Source organism: Chloroflexota bacterium (assembly GCA_020161265.1).
Classification (GTDB): Bacteria; Chloroflexota; Chloroflexia; order Chloroflexales; family Herpetosiphonaceae; genus Herpetosiphon.
In genome coordinates this window covers 265,353-282,724 of record JAIUOC010000008.1, presented here as the reverse complement: position 1 = coordinate 282,724, position 17,372 = coordinate 265,353, and the positions used below count along the sequence as shown (strand labels likewise).

Sequence of the window (17,372 nt, the reverse complement as noted above, 5' to 3'; positions counted from 1 at the left end):
CTGCATTTGGCTTAAATAATACTCGAATCTAGCCAATACTCAATATTGCCCAAAATGTAAAATATAGCTTAAACACGACCATAATCAAGGCTTAACTTTGGGCTGCTAGCATTGGGCAATTTGAGTAATGAGAATGGCTATGCAGTTGCACGCACGCGGTGGGTTGGCGCTCAATCAGCTAATTCGGTTGGTCTATCTGATGGCAATTGCCGTTGGGGTTTTGGGGCTTGGTTTAATTGGCTATGGCCTTTGGCTGGCGCGTTTCGATTGGTGGCATTGGTTTTTAATCAGCCTTGGGGCATTATGGCTGTTGCTCCACATTGGTTTAATCGTGATGCTGCAACGTAAACGCCGCGCAATTCAGCAATTAACTGCTGTCGTCGATGTGCTAGCAACCGCCGATTTAAGTGTACGAGCACCCAATTTAGGCACTGACGAATTGGGCGAATTAGCTCAATCGATTAACTTGGCCGCCGAGCATTTTACCAATTTGCTCGATACCCAGCGCCGCGAAACCCAGCGCGAACGGGCAATTTTGGCGGCAATCGACGATGGCGTGATCGTTTGCGATCAGCTTGGTCAGATTATTTTGCTCAATACTGCCGCCTACAACATTATTGCCATGGCCGAAGCTGAACGCCTACAAACCAACCACGAACAGCCCAATTTGAGTTTGCGCTTTTATGCTGCGCTCGAAGCTGTGCAACCAGCCTTGGATCAAGCACTTGGTCGCCCGCATATCAAGCCCGCCGAACGAGTTTGTTTTGCTGGTCGCACCTATCGCCTCAGTGCCAACCCAATTTGGATCGACGATCGACGGATTGGGGCGGTGGCAATTTTGCAAGATATTAGCGCCCGGGTTGAGAGCGAACGCTTGCGCAGCGATTTTATGGCTTTGGCAGCCCATGAATTACGTTCGCCGTTGACCAGCATTCGTGGCTTTGCTGATATGCTATTGTGGAGTAACCCCGAGCATTTTAGCGCCGAGGAAATTAGCTATATCGAAGGCATCGGGCGCAACATCCAACGCCTGACCGAGTTGATGAACGATGTGGTTGATTTGGCGCGGCTGGAAACTCAACGCAATGAGCATACGCCGCAGCCTGTCGATTTACGCCAGGTGTTGAGCGCAGTGCTTGATGAATTTCGGCCCCGCGCTGAGCGCAAAAAATTGCAACTAGATTGTTTATTGCCGAATGAATTACCGCTTTTGAGCCTCGACCCGCTGCATATTCGCCAAATTAGCCATCATCTAATTAGCAATGCGATCAAATATACGCCTGAACATGGCCAGATTCAGCTTGAAGTGCAACAACGGATCGATGATGTGTTGGTAGTCGTGCGCGATACAGGGATTGGTATTTCGCTACGCGAACAGCCGCGCATTTTTGGGCGTTTTTTTCGCAACGATAATCCACTTTCACGCGCCGCAGGTGGCACAGGCTTAGGCTTATCGATCGCTAAAGCCCTCGTAGAAATGAATCATGGTTCGATCTATTTTGAAAGCATCGAGGAAGAAGGCACAACCTTTTATGTGGCATTTCCCTTGGCCTTGGTATGTGAACCATTGCCCTACAATCCAGCCGCCCTAGCCGATGCAGCCTAGCGTGGCCCCCAACCTAGCCCAAATTTGTTGGCCTCGGAGATGGTAAAGGGCTTGGCTGGCCCGCCCTCGGTTGAGACAACCCACACATTGAAGCGCGGGCGATTATTTTGCAAATCGTCGGGCATGCCCCACTTCGCCAAAAAGACAATCCATTTGCCATCGGGCGACCAACGCGGCTGAGTTACCCCACCAAGCCCCTTGGTCAGCGGATGCGGATTGGAACCATCGGCGTTCATCACCCAAATTTGGCGGGTAATTGTGCGCTGACTATCGCCAGCCACATAGGCGATAGATTTGCCATCAGGCGACCATTCGGCATAATGTTCGTCGCGGTCGCGGGTTGGGTTAATAATTTTCAAGCCGCTACCATCGGGCTGAATAATAGCCAAACCTAGTTGCTCGATATTCTCAACAATATCGCGGCTGGTGAACACAATTCCTTGCTGGCCCCAAGTTGGCATTGTGCCCCACATTTTGGTTAATTGCTGGCCCTCGGTTTGATCAAGCGCTTGAATATAAATCGTTGAACTATTTTCCTTCAGATCATCAAGCCGCCGATGGGCATAGGCCAATTGTTTGCCATCAGGCGACCAACTTGGGTATTCACAACGCCCAGGGTCATTGGTCACGCGCCGCTGATCGCTGCCATCAACCTTCATCACATAGACTTGTTCGCGGCCATCGCGCTCGGAGGTAAAGGCGATTTGCCGACCATCGGGCGACACCACTCCACCATAATTTGAGCCAAGCGTCGTCAATTGCTGCGGTTCGCCGCCCATCGCTGGAATTCGATAAATTTGATAATCGCCATCATCTTCGCGCATGCCCACAAAGAAATAGCCAGTTAATCCGGCAATCAATGGCTGGATCGTCGAGGTTGGCGCGGGCGTAGCAGTCGGCGCGGGTGTGCTGGTTGGCGCGGGCGTTGGCGTGAACAACGGAGCCGAAGTCGCACTATTATTCAACAATGCTGGAAAATAGGTTTGCCAATTGGGCGAGGCCTCAGCCGCATTTTGTTGATTGAGCAAGCTCCAAATCGTTGCACTAAAGCCACCCAAACTAAGGCTGCCAACCAAACCTAACCCCAACCAATGTCGCCAAGTGCGGGTTTGAATCAACGGTTTGGTGCGAATGTTGGGCAACTTGGGGCTAGCTGGCTGCACCGAACGCCAAGCAGTCATCAATTCTAAAGCCAACTGGCCCGCCGATTGCTGACGTGCTGCTGGCTCCAAGGCCAACCCACGTAACAACGGCTGATCTAAAGCACTTGGCAAACTGGGGCGCAAGGCTGAGGGTGCAGGCAAGCTTTCGCCAATCAACCGCGCAGGAGCTGCCAGCGGTGCACGCCCAGTCAATAAGGCATAAATCGTCGCTGCTAGGGCATAAATATCCGAACGCGCATCAGTTTGGCCGCGATATTGCTCTGGCGGCGAATAACCAGCAGTCACCGCCCGCCGCAAACCCAAACTCGAAACCTTGAGATCACGCGCAATCCCAAAATCAATCAAGACTAAGCGACCATCAGGCGTGAGCTTGATATTCGATGGCTTAATATCGCGGTGCAGCACAGGTTGCGGCAGGGTGTGAATATATTGCACCGCAGTACACAATTGCTGTGCCCATTCAACCACCCGTTTGGGCGCAATCCCATCGTGCTCGGTTGCCAGCAACACACTTAGGTCAACGCCCTCGATATAATCCATTACGACACAGGCACGGCCTTCGTGCACAAAATGATCGCGAATGCGCGGCAACGACGGATGGGCAAGACCCGCCAAAATAGTGGCTTCGGCTTCGAGCATCTCGACAACTTCGGGTTCGGCGGCAATACTTTGTTTAACCGCACATAGCCCACCGATCTGTTGATCGTAGGCAAGCCAAACAGTGGCAAAACCACCTTTTCCAAGTTGTTCGACAAACCGATATCGTTCGCGCATAATCTGTTTAGGGGTCGGTTATTGGGGGCTGGGGATCAGTCTCCCGTGCCAATCCACTGCCCTTGCCAAACCTTTTAATCATTCCGATAGCCAAAAGCCTAGCGCCTCACATCTCTCCGCCTCTATGTTAAAATCTTGATCTGCGAAGGAAACGAAGTACACAAGCAGGTACAAGCCTAAGCTCTGACCCCTGATCCCTGATCCCTGGCCCCCATTATAAACGCATTACCATGATGGCCAGCGATCGTGGCGCGTGCCATCGGAGAGTGCTTCAACCTTGCCAGTTGCCAGATTTTGCAGATAAATGCCCCAATGATCGTTGCGATAGCTTTCAAACGCCAAATAGCGCCCATCCGGCGACCAACGCGGCCAACGATTTTTGCCAGTGCCAAGGTTAGTTAGCTCGCGTGGTTCGCCGCCGCTAGTTGGTACGGTGTAAATTTTGGTGCGGCTATCGTTATCGCCAGTCATAAAGGCAATCGTTTGACCATCGGGCGACCAATCGGCCCAAAAAGCACTATCATCGACGCTGGCCAACAAATATTGCTTGTTGGCGGTCAAATCAAGCACCACAATTTCATAGAGGCCGCTGGTTTGACTGTGAAACGCCAGCTTTGTGCCATCGGGCGACCAGGCGGGGCCACCTTGCCAGCCGCCTTCCGCCGTCACCCGCTGCACATTCGAGCCATCAGCATCCATAATATAAATATCAAAACTATTGTTATTGCTGCGATCACGGTCGCTTTCGAAGGCAATTTTGCTCCCATCAGGCGACCAACGTGGGGCACGGCTTTCGCCTGGGGCGCTGGTCAATTGCCGCTCATCACTGCCATTAGCGCTAATCGTAAAAATCTGCTCAAGCCCATCAACCCCATGCGAGTAGGCTACACGGCCATCGCTCCGTCGCCGTGAAGCAATGGCATTATCATCGTGATGCGGCACAACTTCGCTCACCGTGCCCGTCGGGATATCCAAACTGAGCAAGGTGTATGCGCCACTGTTGCCGTCACGCGAGGATATAATTAAATCGCCCTCGGCACTATCGGGCAAAGCACTGGGCTGAGTTGGCACAACGAGCGGTTGATCCGTTTGATTCGAACGATTGAGATACCACCAGCCCGCCCCGCCACCACCAAACAATAGAACAAACAGCAGTAGCCAAGGCCAAATCTGAGCTTGGCGCTGATTGATTACAGGCTGGGGAGTTGCCTGAATTGACTGGGGCGTAACGCTGGCATGCCCATAGCTTTGCTGTTGTTGTATCTGTGGATTGACCCGCGTTGGCGCTTCGGCATTGCGGTAGGGCGCGGCTTGCGGCACAATCGCAAAAGGATCGGCGATTGGCACCATTGGCGTATCGCGAATTCGCTCCAATTCGGCACGCACAGCCGCAGCCGAAGCAGGCCGTTGATTAATATGCAGCGAGGTTAATTGGGTAATCAAATCATCAAGTGCAGGCGAAACCCACTCAACACTTTGACTAACTGGCGGCAAACGCAAGCCACTGGTCACGCGCTCGTTGGTCAACAACACATACATCGTCGAGCCAAGGCTATATAAATCGGAGCGTGGCTCGGTTTGGCCGCCATATTGCTCTGGTGGCGCATAGCCAGGCGTGCCAATTTGAATCGTATCTTGGTGCTGACCCTCTTTGAAGCGCCGCACAATCCCAAAATCGATCAAAATAACTTTGCCTTCGGGAGTGCGCATAATGTTGGCAGGCTTGAGATCGCGGAAAATTAGTGGTGGGCGTTGGTTATGCAAATATTCCAACACATGGCACAACTCAATTGCCCAATCGATTACCTGTTGCTCGCCGAAGGGGCCGTTGAGCCGTTTTTGCAAGGCCGATAACGACTCGCCTGGCACATAGCCCATCACCAACATCCAACCATCATCAACCGCAAAATAATCAAGCACTGGAGCGAGATTGGGGTGGCTCAAACTGGCCAACGTGTGAGCTTCTTGCTGAAACAAATGCGCCAACGAATCGAGTTCATCGGGGCGCATATGAGCAGTAGCAAAATATTTAATCGCCACATTGCGCTGGCCCAAGCGACCATCGGTGGCCAAAAAGACCGCCCCAAAGCCGCCGCTGCCTAAGGGCCGCACAATCGTGTAGCGATCCTGAATAATTGTGCCACTTTTCAACATGCCAATTGCCTCACCACAGAGCTACTTAACCATAACATTGCTATTATAGTCGATTCAATCATCAAAATATAGTTTAAATGGTCAGGCTAGCCCAAATTTCTGCAGATTAATTCAGCGTTGTAATTGGCTGAAAAGCAATTTTTTAGCTATGTGCCGCCGTATCGATCAAAAAAAGCCCCCTGCCTGATTTACAAGCAAGGGGCTAACACTTAAACGTGGTTATAGTTCTTCGCGCAGATCAACACTCAGAATATTCAGCACTGTCCAGGGCGAGGCAATCGCGGTGCGGCTTGGGTTGCCAAACCAAAGTACTTGCGGTTGTGCACCAGCTTGTTCAGTGAATAGCACATTGCCATCAAGAATGAAGGTTTGCTGACCATTCCGCTGTTGAATGATCAAGGTATGTTCGGCGGTATCAATTTGGCCGTTGGTATAGGGCAAGCGAATATCTTTTAATTCGTTATCAGCCGTTTGATCGCGATGGAATTCGACGATTAGCCCTTGTGTTTCGTCTTGCCAAATGCCGCCCCAACTTGTCCCAGCCCGATCGGTTTCGCCACAGGGCGTAGCCATTGCATCAGCCAGCATAAAGCCCGTGCCCAAGGCCGTGACATCGGAGTAGCGGAAGGTTACGCTCAAGGTAAAGTTGTTGACCGGAAACAGCGTATCGGTAATCGTGCGCACAACTGGATAGCAGGTGGCACTGGTTGCCGCGAGTTGCAATTCGCCATTAGTTAATTGAATTGTGCCATCGCGAGTTTCGCCAGCCCACAAACGCGGCTCAAGTGTGCTGCCATTGAAGCTATCGCCAACGATTTGGCCAATTGGCGTGGCAGTTGGGGTAGCTGGCAAAGCAGTTGGGCTTGGTTGAGCGACAGCGGTGGCCGTGCCGCCAGCAATCGTGGTTTGTTGAGGGCCAGCCGTTGCCGTGGCATCAACAAAAATCTTAATTCGGTCGCGGCGTGCCTGAGTATCTTTATAGGTCGGGTCTTGGCGCAAAATTTCGTCATATTCGCTTAATGCCAAGCCATATTGACCAGTTTCTTCGTAGGCCATACCACGCTGATAGCGGGCATCAAGCGCATCATCAAAGGCTAATTGGGTTGCAACGGTAAATGTTTGAATCGCATCAGCGGTCGCCCGTGGCACATCGAGGGTTGGAATTTGAGTTGCAGGCGGAATTGCGGCCAAAGCGGTGGCGGTTTTGGCGCTATCACTTAGCAAAATCCCTTCATCACGGGTAACGGTCGGCAAGCCATTGTTGGCAACCTGCGTGGCATTAACAAAGGCATTGCCCTTAGGCTTGAATAATAGCCATGCGCCCGCTAATAAGGCCAAGCCAATAAACACCCCTAGCACAATCAACCCAGCCCGACTATTTTGTTGAGCTGGGCGTTTGGGCAAAATCGAAGGCGCTGGCCCAAGATCGCGATCAGGAATGAGCAATTGCTCAAGCATCGCCTGATCGTATTGAGCGGTAGAACCACGGCCAGGCGGCACCGGAATTGGCGAGCTTTCCGAGGGCACATAGCGTTGAGTTGGGCCATCGGCTGGTGTGCTAGGCAAAATCGAAGGCGTAAAGCCAATTACTGGCAAATCGCCCGCCGATTCATGGGTACTGCTGGTTTGGCTCAAAGCCACCACAAATTGCTCGATATTGGCAAAACGTTGTTGCGGTTGTTGGCTCAGAGCTTTGACAATCGCATGCGAAACCGCTGGCGAAAGATCGGGCCGTCGCACATCAGGCGGAGCAAAAGCCATTAGCGGCTGGGTATTGGGGTCAGTGCCAGTCAGCAAGTGGTGCAGCGTTGCGCCCAAAGCATAAATATCTGAGGCTGGCGTGGCCGTCGCGCCGCTCCAAATTTCGGGTGCTGCATAGCGCGAACCAGCGTTTTTGGGGCAGCCAGCGGGCAAACCACCAAGCAATTTAATGCGGCGGCCATCTTGCAGCACGATATTTTGCGGCTGAATATCGCCATGCACAAAGCCTTGGCTATGCAAATAGCGCAAACCTTCGGCAATTTGCTTGGCCCACGCCAGCACCACGCCCTCGCGCAAACGCGGCCCAAGCGCGACATCGGCCAAGGTTTGGCCACGCGGATATTCCAACACCAAATAGCGCTGGCCATGCTCCTCGAATAAATCATAGACCGAGGGCAAGGCCGCTTGGTTTAATTGCGCCAAGCGTTGCAACGAGGTTGCATCTAAAACACCATCATTGAGTTGGCGCAAGCCAACCTCGCGGCCTGCCATCTTGCCATCGACCGCCAAATACATCACGCCGCATTCATCGCGAAACAGCTCATTGCGTACTTGGTAGCGTCCTTGTTGAAACGTGGCCTGTCCACTCATAACTGCTACATCACACTAGCGTTGCCATTGCAACACACATCGTCCAAGGCGAATTTCATCGCCAACATTTAAATTAACTACTTGGCGAGCTTGGAGCCGTTGTTTATTCACGGTTGTTCCATTGGTGCTATCCAAATCTTCAAGTTGCACCACGCCAGCCCGCACAAAAATTCGGGCATGGCGACGGCCAACGCCATCGGCCAAGCCATTATGGGGGTTTAAATCAACATCAGGGTAATTATTCGAGACAGCATCTTCGCGGCCTACCACAATCTCGGCTTTGGCTGGCAAATTAATCCGTGTGCCCGCTGCTGTTACCAGCACAAACCCCGCCAACGATTGAATGCCAACCGCTGCCGGAACAACGGGCGCTGCCACAGGTGGTTTTGGCACAACGGGCGCTGGTGGTGGCGTGTAAACCGGCGCTGCTGGCACAACCGGAGCAGCTTGGACTGGCGGTGCATAGCTTGGCTGCACAGGTGCAGGAGCAACTGGTCGAGCGGCTGGAGCAGCAGGTGCGCCCGCCAACAACGAAGCACCACAGTTATCGCAAAAAGCCTCGCCAGGAATAACCGCCGCGCGACAGCTTGGGCAGCTTGGTGCTGCATTGGCAATCGGTTGCGGTGCGGGATAACTGGGCTGAGGCGCGGGCTGAACACTCGGTGCAACGGGCGCAGGCGCAACTGGCACAGCGGGAGCAGCGACAACTCCAACATTCAACGGCGTGCCACATTCATCACAAAAAGCCTCGCCAGGCGTAGCAATATGCTTACAGGTTGGGCATTGAACGCCACCTGCAACCGCACGCGGTGGGGTGACCGCCGCTGCCACGGTTGGCAAACGATGGCCACACATTTCACAAAATAACGCACCTGTTTGGTTGGTCGCATTACAGACAGGACAAGCAATCATACAACGATCACTCCACAATCATGAGACTCTGTGGCAACGATAGCACGCCGCGTTCCTTGATGTCAATGCAATTTAGCGATAACCCAAATCGGCTAACGCTGCAAGCAAGGCATCATGATGTTCTGGTAGGCCAATACTCACCCGAATACAATTGGCAAGCTCTGGATTGCGATAGTAGCGCAGCAAAATTCCCCGTTTGGCAAGGTCGGCTTTGAGTTGGGCAGCATCGCCACGCTCAACCCGACACAGAATAAAATTTGCCTGCGATGGAAATGGCGTAAGGCCATCGATTGCTTGCAAGGCAGCAAATAGGCGTTCTCGTTCGGCAACCATAATCTTGGCGCGGGCATTGAGTGCCTCGGTTTCGGCCAACGATTGCAACACCGCGACTTCGGCTGCAACATTGGTATTGTAGGGCTGCTTAATTTTCCACAAGTGGGTAATCAACCACTCGGGAATTAGCCCATAGCCCAAGCGCAACCCCGCTAAACCAGCCCATTTGGAAAAGGTGCGTAACACGACCAAATTGGGATACTGCCCAACCAAATCGGCGACACTCCCCGAACTAAACTCGGCGTAGGCTTCGTCCAACACGAGCATTGTTGGCAATTCCAATAGCCGTAGGACGTGTTCACGCGCTAAAAGGTTGCCAGTTGGATTGTTGGGCGATGGCAAAAACACCATTTTGGCCTGATGCTCAAGCACTGCCTCGGCCAGCGCCTCGATATCGACATCGAAGTTGGCATCGCGTGGCACTGCCACAAAACGCCCGCCAACCACGCCAGTATTGAAGCTATACATGCCAAAGGTCGGTGGGCAGGCAATCACCACATCGTTGGGTTGCACCAACACCCGCATCAACAGATCGATAATTTCATCTGAGCCATTGCCACACAAAATCCGTTCAATCGGCTGGCCAATAAATGGGCTAATTGCTCGCCGCAAACGAGTTTGATCAGGGTCGGGATAAATTGCATAAAACGGGCAATTGTGCAGGGCTTCGGCAACGCTGGGCGCTGGCCCGTAAGGATTTTCATTGGCATCAAGTTTAATAATTTGCTCAATCGGAATGCCCAATTTTTCGCTAAGCACATCGAATGGTTGAATCGGGGTATAGGCTTCGAGCGCCGCAATATCAGGCCGCACAAATTGGGTTACATCAGCCATCAGTTGGTTCCTTCGCTGAGGTGGCTTTAATCTGGCCTATGATACCATGGTGCGATCAAAGCTGCTGATTAAATAGCGCCTTGAGCCAAGTCGATCATTGCCCGCATATTGGCATAATTGTTATTGCTGGCAGCAAATAATGGCTCGTTGGCCGATGCTCCTTGGTAAAACCGCTGCCAATCGAATGGCCCGCCCGAAAATGTTGATAACTTACCACCAGCCCGCTCTAAAATTGGCCATGCTCCGGCAATATCCCACAAACTAGCATTGCCCAAAATTGCCGCACATGCTCGACTGCTAGCCACATAGCAAACATTGGCGGCGGTGCTGCCAAGCGAGCGCGTTTTGCCTGGATAAGTAATTTTGTAGCGACGATGGGCATTCGATGGCACGGCCATCCACGATTGGCTATCGAGAAAATCAGGGTTTTCGGCGTTGATCACTTGGCCATTGAGCGTTGCGGCTCCAGTCAATCCCGCCAAATAACATTCATCGAGCACTGGCAAATAGACGCAGCCAGCCGCCGGATAGCCATCGACCAATAAGCCAATTGAAACGCACCACACTGGCAAACGCTTCACAAACGAACCAGTGCCATCAATTGGATCAAGCACCCAAATCCGCCCGCTGTTGCTGGCTTGGCCGCCGCCCTCTTCGCCCATAATCAGATCATCGGGAAAGGCTTGAGCAATATGTTCGCGCAGCATCTGTTCAATTGTTTCATCAACTTCGGTTACCCACGAGTTATCAGCTTTGCGGCGGGGTGCGGCTGCATTGTAATCTTGAAAAATATCAAGGGCATAGGCTCCAGCTTGGCGTGCCCAAGTTTCCATTAATTGGGCTTCGTTGGATGATTGCATTGTTGTATCCTTTATTTGCGACCAACAAAGCTACCGCGATCAGCGCAATGCTGGTCACGGTGAGTGGCTTCGTCGTCACAGATTGAATTAGTCGTCGTCTTCGGCTTGAATCTCAGGGCGTAGAATGCGTACAGCATTGACTGCTGGATCAACCCGTAGATCACCTAGCTCTGGAAATTGTACCAGCAATAGCTCGCGGCCATCGCGGATGCGCGTTTTTTGCACCACACCCTCGCCATAGGGCACGCAATGCACCCGATCGCCTTGTTTGAAACGCGATTCGCTTGGCTCGGCGGCTTGATTGGGGCTTGGCCGCGTGATTGGCTGCGCTACACGGGCTTCAGCTTCGCGTTGCTCACGTAAACGCCGCGCTTTTTCAAGCATTGTGCGTGGATCGGCAGCAGCTTCCACGGGCTTGGCTGGTTGCTCATTACGTTGATATGGCCGCACTGGCTCGGCCAAGTTTGGCTGAACTGGCCGTTGCGCAGGTTGAAGCGGACGCTGTGGCGGCTGATTTTCGCGTGGCATCGGCTTGGTTGGCTGATCATTGCGCTGATACGGTCGCGCTGGTTGTTGCGCAGGTTGAAGCGGACGCTGTGGCGGCTGATTTTCGCGTGGCATCGGCTTGGTCGGCTGATCGTTGCGCTGATATAGTCGCGCTGGCTGTTCACGCTGAACTGGCCGCTGCGGCTGGCTTTCGCGTTGGGCAGGCCGTGAGCTTGGGCGCTGGGCCGCTGGTTTTTCTGGTGGGTTGCGCTGTTGAAACGGTGGCCGTTCGTAGGGCGGCGGCTCGTTGGCCACAGGCACAACCACTGAACCGCGTTCAGGCGGCAAGGGGTTGCTTGGCGCTGGCGTTTTGGGTTGTACCAATGGCTGGGTTGAGCGCTGCGCCTCATTGCGCCCAACGTTAGCCTTACGCCGTGACGGTCGGGTCAGGTTGGCCTTAGCTTTTTCAGGGCTAGGCGGCGCTGGCGGAGCTTCGTTGCGCACCGCTGGGCGTTGGTTGGTCAGCGGCTTGTTGGCTGGCGGTTGTTGGGCGGCCAAACGCATGGGCTGCGCAGGCAAAGCTGGTTGGTTTGGCACAGGATTGGTTGGACTACGCTTGATCGCCTCGCCTTGCTTGGGTAGTGAACGTGGCAGCGCAAACACATTGCCCCGTCCACGGCGGCGGGCATTCAAATCGTTGGTGCTAATCACCATCGATTGACGGCTCGCTCGCTCGACTCGTGGCGGTGCAACTTGGGCTGGCTCTGGTGGCATATCGGCGCGTAATGGGGCAGCGAGTGGCACCAAAATCTTTTCAAGCCAACGCAATTCGGCCTGTGCATAACTAGCATACAACGGGTCTTTGCTTAGGGTGCGAGCCGCCAAGCCAGCCAAATGCAGCCAAGCCTCAAATTGGCTATACAACTGCTCAACGATGCCGCGCCCGCCAGGTTGAGCCTCGACCAAATACAAGTGTTGATCGCTGACACAGGCAACCATCGCATCAGGTTGGCAGTGCAGCAATAATGGCAACACGCCTAGCAGGATTTCGCCCAAGCCAGCCCCAGCTTCTGGCGCAGCCAACCACAGCGCTGGCGCATTCCACTGAAGCTGAATCGGCGGCTCAAACGGCACACGCCGAATGCCGCCATCATCAGCCACGCTGCGCCGCGCCACAATTTCCTCGGTTGCCACCACACGACCAATCATTAATTCGATCTCGGCGCGTGCGCCATCAAGCGGGCGTTGACCAAATTGCTCGCGCACCGCAACACTACAGCGATGTTCAGCCAAGGTTGGCGCAACATCCTGCAAACGCAAGCCCAACGAACCATCATCATTCCAGCCAATCACCCGCCCACCGAGCACACTAGCGCCGCTAAATAAACGCCGCTCAACCGTCACCGAATCAAGCTCGGCCAAAAATGAGCCTTCGTGATCGACAATCTGCACAGGCACATCGCTAATTGTGGTTGGATGCAGCGTGGCATAAATATCGCTGCGCTGCTGCAAATTGGCGACTGGTTGCCAGGTTGGGCTATCGGGCAACTGGGCTAGCTGATTGCGCTGGGTCAAACGCTCAACTAGATCGCTCACTTCCCACGCGCTAATTTCGCTTTGTTGTAAGGGCCGTTCTTCAGCGGCGCAACGCAGATGACTACTGCTGATGTAGTTGTTTTGGGTGGCCACGGGCAAGGCTGGTGGCACAGTTGGGGTGAGCAAGGCTGGTTGAGCCAAGGCGGTTTGGGCAGCAATCGATTGATCGGTCACCAACACCACGGCGCGATGTCCGCTGGCGAGTAAACTTGGCAGGCTGGTAGCATTCACGCCACCCACCATCACCAACACATGGGCTGGAGCCGCCGCCCGTGGCACCAAACTCAAGCCTTGAGCTGCACCACGCTGAGCCAATATCGCCCGTTCTAAACTATCGGGTGCATCAAGCTGCACGCTTAAACCTGCTTGGCGCAAGGCTAAGGCTAATTTCAAAGCTGCATCAACTGGCTGCGTGCCACCATTCCACAAAGCCCACGTTAAGGGAATGCGGGCGGTATTGGCATAAACCAGCGGTGGCAAGTGGTCGAACACTCGCGCCAGTAATTCATCAATCTCGGCAACGGGCGCTAAACTGGCATAGAGCGTCAATGGTCGGGCACGCGGGCGCAAGCGTTCGATTCGGCGCATCAACCAACGGCAATGGCCAAAGATGGTGCTGCTGGCTTGATCAAAGGCTGGCAATACCACTCCATTGAGGTGTGGCCAAATATTCGACCAACCACGGTGGTGCGAACGCAGCATGCGTTGATGCAAGATTGTAGGGGTGGTCAAAATCAAACGCGGTGGGTTATGCGGTGGGCGGGTGCTTTGCTCAACCACCAAATGGGGAAAGCCGCCACCAAGCAGCGCATCAATATTATTCGCAGTTTGAGCCAAATCGTGCAAGCTAGCAGCATCAGGAGCCAACAGCAACAAACTACCTTGATTGGCGCTCACATGCTCGGCAGCCAACAGCAATAAACATGCTGGGCCAAGTGGCGCGGGTGCAACCAAGGCCAAGCCCAAGCCACGTCGCACGGTCGCCAATGCCTCAGCTTGCCAAGGCCAACCAGTTTCGCCGAGCAAGGCCCGCCAAGCTACCGCCAACTCCGGAGCCAAGGGCAGCGGTTGGGTGCTAGCGTCAGGCAAGGCTAATTCGCCACTCCTCAACAAAGGCGAGCGGCTGCTTTGGGCGAAACGTTGGGCAATTTGCTGCAACACGTCGCCAATTGGGGTTGAGGCAGACGATATACTCATAGCACCATTTTAACATGATCCTGAACAATTGAGCGAGGGGTATTTAGGCTGATTTATAGGATTGCTGGGTTCTGCATTCAATCGACAAATCATCATGGTTCGCCACCCTGCGTTTCCCTCCGGCGGAGTATTTCATCTCACTACACTCGACTCACTGTCCAAGAGCCTTGGATACCAAGCTAGATCAACCATACAGAGCGGCGCACCAGGTGGAGTACAATTGCTAAGGCTATTTGTTAGTGGAGAGTAGATTAATAATCGATGTCCATCGCCAATAATACTACTGATGAGGAGTGTGTCATCAGGAGTCATCCAAACTGGCTTAGTAGGCAACATTTCACCACTGTAATCATCAGGATCGATTGGACAAATTGCCTGCTGATCGCCAGTCTGAATATTGAGGATGTTGAGAAATGCCCCATTTGTTTGACGTGAGAGATACGCTACAAAACTGCTCGATGGAGACCACGCTATCGGACTTTCATATTCAATAGATGAAATTGTATGGATACGCTCCCCGTTCAGGGTGAATATCTCCAATGATCGTCCTGTTTCGCTACTAAAGCTACAAGCCATAGATTGATTATTAGGCGAACAATCAATCTGTGTCAATTGACCGTGAATCGGGATGGTGTGTTCAAGTTGAATGCCTAGTGCATCAGTAATAATCAATTCGTTGGTATTTGGCAATGCCCGAATGAGGTGCTTCCAATCAGGTGACCAAGCAAAGGCGGTATTGCGAACCGAACTTATAAGAGTGCTCTTCCCCGTTTGGCAATTGAGGCGATTTATTGTCCAATCATCATTATCCATCGCAAAAAATGCGATATGCTCCCCATCAGGAAACCATCCTAAACCATAACAATATGAATGGGGAACTATGAGTGGTGTAGTTGTAAGGGTTCGATAATCGATCTGATAAAGTTGATATTGCCCTTGTAGATCGACCCCTGTAATTAATAGCCTATCGCCTGTTGGTGACCAATAAGGTGATAACCAATGCTTTATTGTTGGAAGTGTCGGTATCCTCTGAACGGTACCATGCTTGAAATCAGGAATTACAGCAATATACATCGATGAGTCGTCAGAATCACCGAATCCCGTAAGTGCTAACATAGCATTGATCTTTCTTTGGGTCTAAGGTATGTTTCCTATAGCATTCCATCATCGTCCTCTGCTTGCCAGCAGCGTGGGAGAGGGGCGGGGGTGAGGGCATATCATCCCAAGCGTTTGCAAGCCTGAATTAGCTCATCGAGGCTAGCAACTTGGGGAATTTGGTAACGAGCGCAGATAATATCGACGTTGCCCTTGCGCCAAAAACCTTCGGGGCAGCAAACCACCACTTTTCCGCTACTCGCGAATAAGCCCAGTTCGAGCAAGCTGATGGGAGCTTGAGTTTGCGGCGCAAAATAAATCACAATCAAATCAGCGCAGGCAAGGCCGTCAAGCTCCCATTCAACTTGGCCGCGAAACAGAGGATTCTCGATCGTCTGCGCCCACGAGCTATCCCAAGCATCGCGGCGCGGGTTGAGCAGCAACACATCGGCGTTGGCCAATTGACGCTCGATTTCAGCTTGCCAATCGATCGCACTGCCCATATCGATCGAGCCAGCCAGAAAAATCGTGGGCATAGTTTTGGTGGCGGGCAAAGCAGTTGGTGGTTTGAGCACAACAGCCATCTCAAGCTCCTTTGAAGGCCAGCATTTCGAGCGCTGGTTGACGGTCGCCGTTGCAGGCGATGCGCCGTGGTGCAGGCAAAATCTCGATTGCAAAGCCCAAATGACGATATAAATCTAAAATACGTTGGGTTGCTTGATTCGATGCCAGCACAGGGCCAGGGTGTTGCGCTAGCCATTCAGCCAATTGCACTTGTTCAGCCCAGCTAAATCCTTGCTGGCTATAGGCGCGAAATGGCACATCGTAGGGTGGGTCGGCGTAAATTAAGGCTTGAGCCGGGATTTGCATTTCAATAAAATGGCCCTGCTGAAACTGCCATTGGCCCAATGTTTCGGCATAATGGCTAAAATCATAACAATAACGAATGCGTTTGTAGCGACCAAACGGTACATTAAACAAGCCACGCTGATTAAAGCGACATAAGCCATTATAGCCCGTGCGATTGAGATAATAAAATAACCCAGCGGCTTGGGCAGTTTGCTCAGCCCCAGCACGAATTAATTGATTGAATTGGTCGCGATAACGATAATACGATGTTTGATCGTTACGTAATTCAAAATCAATCACCAAGCCGCGCTGCAACCAATGATAAAAATTAATCACATGCTGATTAATATCATTCAAAAGTGCCTGTTGTGGTTGCAAACCCAACGCAATCGCCAAACCACCAACAAATGGCTCAACCAAGGTATAATCTTGATAGGTATGCCAAAAATCGCTCAGGCGGGGAATTAGCCAGCGTTTGCCACCAGCCCATTTGAGTGGTGGATTGAGCTGTGATAGGGATTGGGTCAGCATAGGCTTCCTGTTGGTCGATAATTTGCCCAACTATACCATACTGACACAAACATGCTATTCCTGTGCTAGTGCTTCGAGCTGAAAATCGCGAAATTCGGCAGTAAAACCGCTTTGGATGGGCGCGGCAGCCATCAGGCCAACTTGCACCGGCAAAGCGGGCGGAAAGTAGCCTAAACGCACCATCGTTGGGGTAGAATCAGCCTCAGTCGCATAGAGCACTTGGAGCGTATCGCCGTTGCGCGTGACCGTTAGCCAAAGTTCTTCCGGCGCTTCAGCCAACTTTACCACCGACCAATCCGAGTGTTCAAGCGTCAATACGGCACTCACATGGTAAACGCCATCGAGGTATTCAATGCCACATTTGAGCCAATTATATTCATCAAGCCGCACCATCAGCCCAGCTTGATCATATTGATTCTGATAGTTGGCCTTAACTCGCACACTACAGTTAAAGTTATTCTCGGCAACCTGATAGTAAAAATGGCCAGAATCATAAATAAAACCATAGTGGGTTGTGCGCCAAAAATCGCTTTTTGTTTCAGCCGTAACGCTCAGGACATCATCACTCAATGACCATTGTTGCGGTTCGTTTAACCATTGCATTAGGTTTGCTCCTTCAAAAAATAAGCT

Annotated in this window: 12 protein-coding genes and 1 pseudogene; 1 reads left to right on the top strand and 12 read right to left on the bottom strand. The window is 52.5% G+C overall.

Features of this window, described 5'->3' with window-relative positions:
* Positions 1-139 precede the first annotated feature (139 nt).
* On the top strand, positions 140-1,606 hold the full coding sequence (locus LCH85_18965) for a HAMP domain-containing protein (GenBank protein MCA0354082.1): 1,467 nt from the start codon (positions 140-142) through the stop codon (positions 1,604-1,606).
* Here the strand turns inward: LCH85_18965 and LCH85_18960 are convergent.
* From LCH85_18960 to LCH85_18905, 12 genes and pseudogenes are all read right to left on the bottom strand, one after another.
* Positions 1,603-3,543 (bottom strand): protein kinase, encoded by a 1,941-nt coding sequence (locus LCH85_18960; GenBank protein ID MCA0354081.1) that lies wholly within the window; start codon positions 3,541-3,543, stop codon positions 1,603-1,605. The genes LCH85_18965 and LCH85_18960 overlap by 4 nt on opposite strands.
* Positions 3,544-3,768: 225 nt before the next feature.
* Positions 3,769-5,697 carry a protein kinase gene (locus LCH85_18955; GenBank protein ID MCA0354080.1) on the bottom strand — a complete coding sequence of 643 codons (1,929 nt, stop codon included), beginning with the start codon at positions 5,695-5,697 and terminating at the stop codon, positions 3,769-3,771.
* A 219-nt stretch (positions 5,698-5,916) separates the two neighbouring features.
* Complete coding sequence (locus tag LCH85_18950; GenBank protein MCA0354079.1) at positions 5,917-8,049, bottom strand: protein kinase; 2,133 nt, start codon at positions 8,047-8,049, stop codon at positions 5,917-5,919.
* Between the two features lie 15 nt (positions 8,050-8,064).
* Positions 8,065-8,319, bottom strand: coding sequence for an FHA domain-containing protein (locus LCH85_18945; GenBank protein MCA0354078.1), 255 nt, complete (start codon positions 8,317-8,319; stop codon positions 8,065-8,067).
* Positions 8,320-8,586: 267 nt separating this feature from the next.
* Positions 8,587-8,961 (bottom strand): annotated as a pseudogene (locus LCH85_18940) (zinc ribbon domain-containing protein).
* Between the two features lie 72 nt (positions 8,962-9,033).
* The gene (gene hisC / locus LCH85_18935) at positions 9,034-10,128 is read right to left on the bottom strand and encodes a histidinol-phosphate transaminase (protein MCA0354077.1); all 1,095 of its coding nucleotides are present in this window, start codon (positions 10,126-10,128) and stop codon (positions 9,034-9,036) included.
* Between the two features lie 68 nt (positions 10,129-10,196).
* Positions 10,197-10,988, bottom strand: coding sequence for an inositol monophosphatase (locus LCH85_18930; GenBank protein MCA0354076.1), 792 nt, complete (start codon positions 10,986-10,988; stop codon positions 10,197-10,199).
* Between the two features lie 87 nt (positions 10,989-11,075).
* Positions 11,076-14,267 carry a hypothetical protein gene (locus tag LCH85_18925; protein MCA0354075.1) on the bottom strand — a complete coding sequence of 1,064 codons (3,192 nt, stop codon included), beginning with the start codon at positions 14,265-14,267 and terminating at the stop codon, positions 11,076-11,078.
* Between the two features lie 132 nt (positions 14,268-14,399).
* A complete protein-coding gene (locus tag LCH85_18920; GenBank protein ID MCA0354074.1) occupies positions 14,400-15,383 on the bottom strand; it encodes a hypothetical protein in 984 nt (327 codons plus the stop codon).
* Positions 15,384-15,484: 101 nt separating this feature from the next.
* A complete protein-coding gene (locus LCH85_18915; GenBank protein MCA0354073.1) occupies positions 15,485-15,946 on the bottom strand; it encodes a nucleoside 2-deoxyribosyltransferase domain-containing protein in 462 nt (153 codons plus the stop codon).
* Between the two features lies 1 nt (position 15,947).
* Entirely contained in the window at positions 15,948-16,742 is a 795-nt protein-coding gene (locus LCH85_18910; protein MCA0354072.1) for a Dam family site-specific DNA-(adenine-N6)-methyltransferase, read from the bottom strand.
* Positions 16,743-16,796: 54 nt separating this feature from the next.
* Positions 16,797-17,345 (bottom strand): DUF1349 domain-containing protein, encoded by a 549-nt coding sequence (locus LCH85_18905; GenBank protein MCA0354071.1) that lies wholly within the window; start codon positions 17,343-17,345, stop codon positions 16,797-16,799.
* Positions 17,346-17,372: the final 27 nt, after the last annotated feature.

Excerpts from the sequence above, each read along its gene's own strand:
- hisC (MCA0354077.1), bottom strand. The coding sequence starts at position 10,128 with ATGGCTGATGTAACCCAATTTGTGCGGCCTGATATTGCGGCGCTCGAA.
- LCH85_18905 (MCA0354071.1), bottom strand. The coding sequence starts at position 17,345 with ATGCAATGGTTAAACGAACCGCAACAATGGTCATTGAGTGATGATGTC.
- LCH85_18915 (MCA0354073.1), bottom strand. The coding sequence starts at position 15,946 with ATGGCTGTTGTGCTCAAACCACCAACTGCTTTGCCCGCCACCAAAACT.
- LCH85_18910 (MCA0354072.1), bottom strand. The coding sequence starts at position 16,742 with ATGCTGACCCAATCCCTATCACAGCTCAATCCACCACTCAAATGGGCT.
- LCH85_18920 (MCA0354074.1), bottom strand. The coding sequence starts at position 15,383 with ATGTTAGCACTTACGGGATTCGGTGATTCTGACGACTCATCGATGTAT.
- LCH85_18925 (MCA0354075.1), bottom strand. The coding sequence starts at position 14,267 with ATGAGTATATCGTCTGCCTCAACCCCAATTGGCGACGTGTTGCAGCAA.
- LCH85_18965 (MCA0354082.1), top strand. The coding sequence starts at position 140 with ATGCAGTTGCACGCACGCGGTGGGTTGGCGCTCAATCAGCTAATTCGG.
- LCH85_18955 (MCA0354080.1), bottom strand. The coding sequence starts at position 5,697 with ATGTTGAAAAGTGGCACAATTATTCAGGATCGCTACACGATTGTGCGG.
- LCH85_18960 (MCA0354081.1), bottom strand. The coding sequence starts at position 3,543 with ATGCGCGAACGATATCGGTTTGTCGAACAACTTGGAAAAGGTGGTTTT.
- LCH85_18930 (MCA0354076.1), bottom strand. The coding sequence starts at position 10,988 with ATGCAATCATCCAACGAAGCCCAATTAATGGAAACTTGGGCACGCCAA.
- LCH85_18950 (MCA0354079.1), bottom strand. The coding sequence starts at position 8,049 with ATGAGTGGACAGGCCACGTTTCAACAAGGACGCTACCAAGTACGCAAT.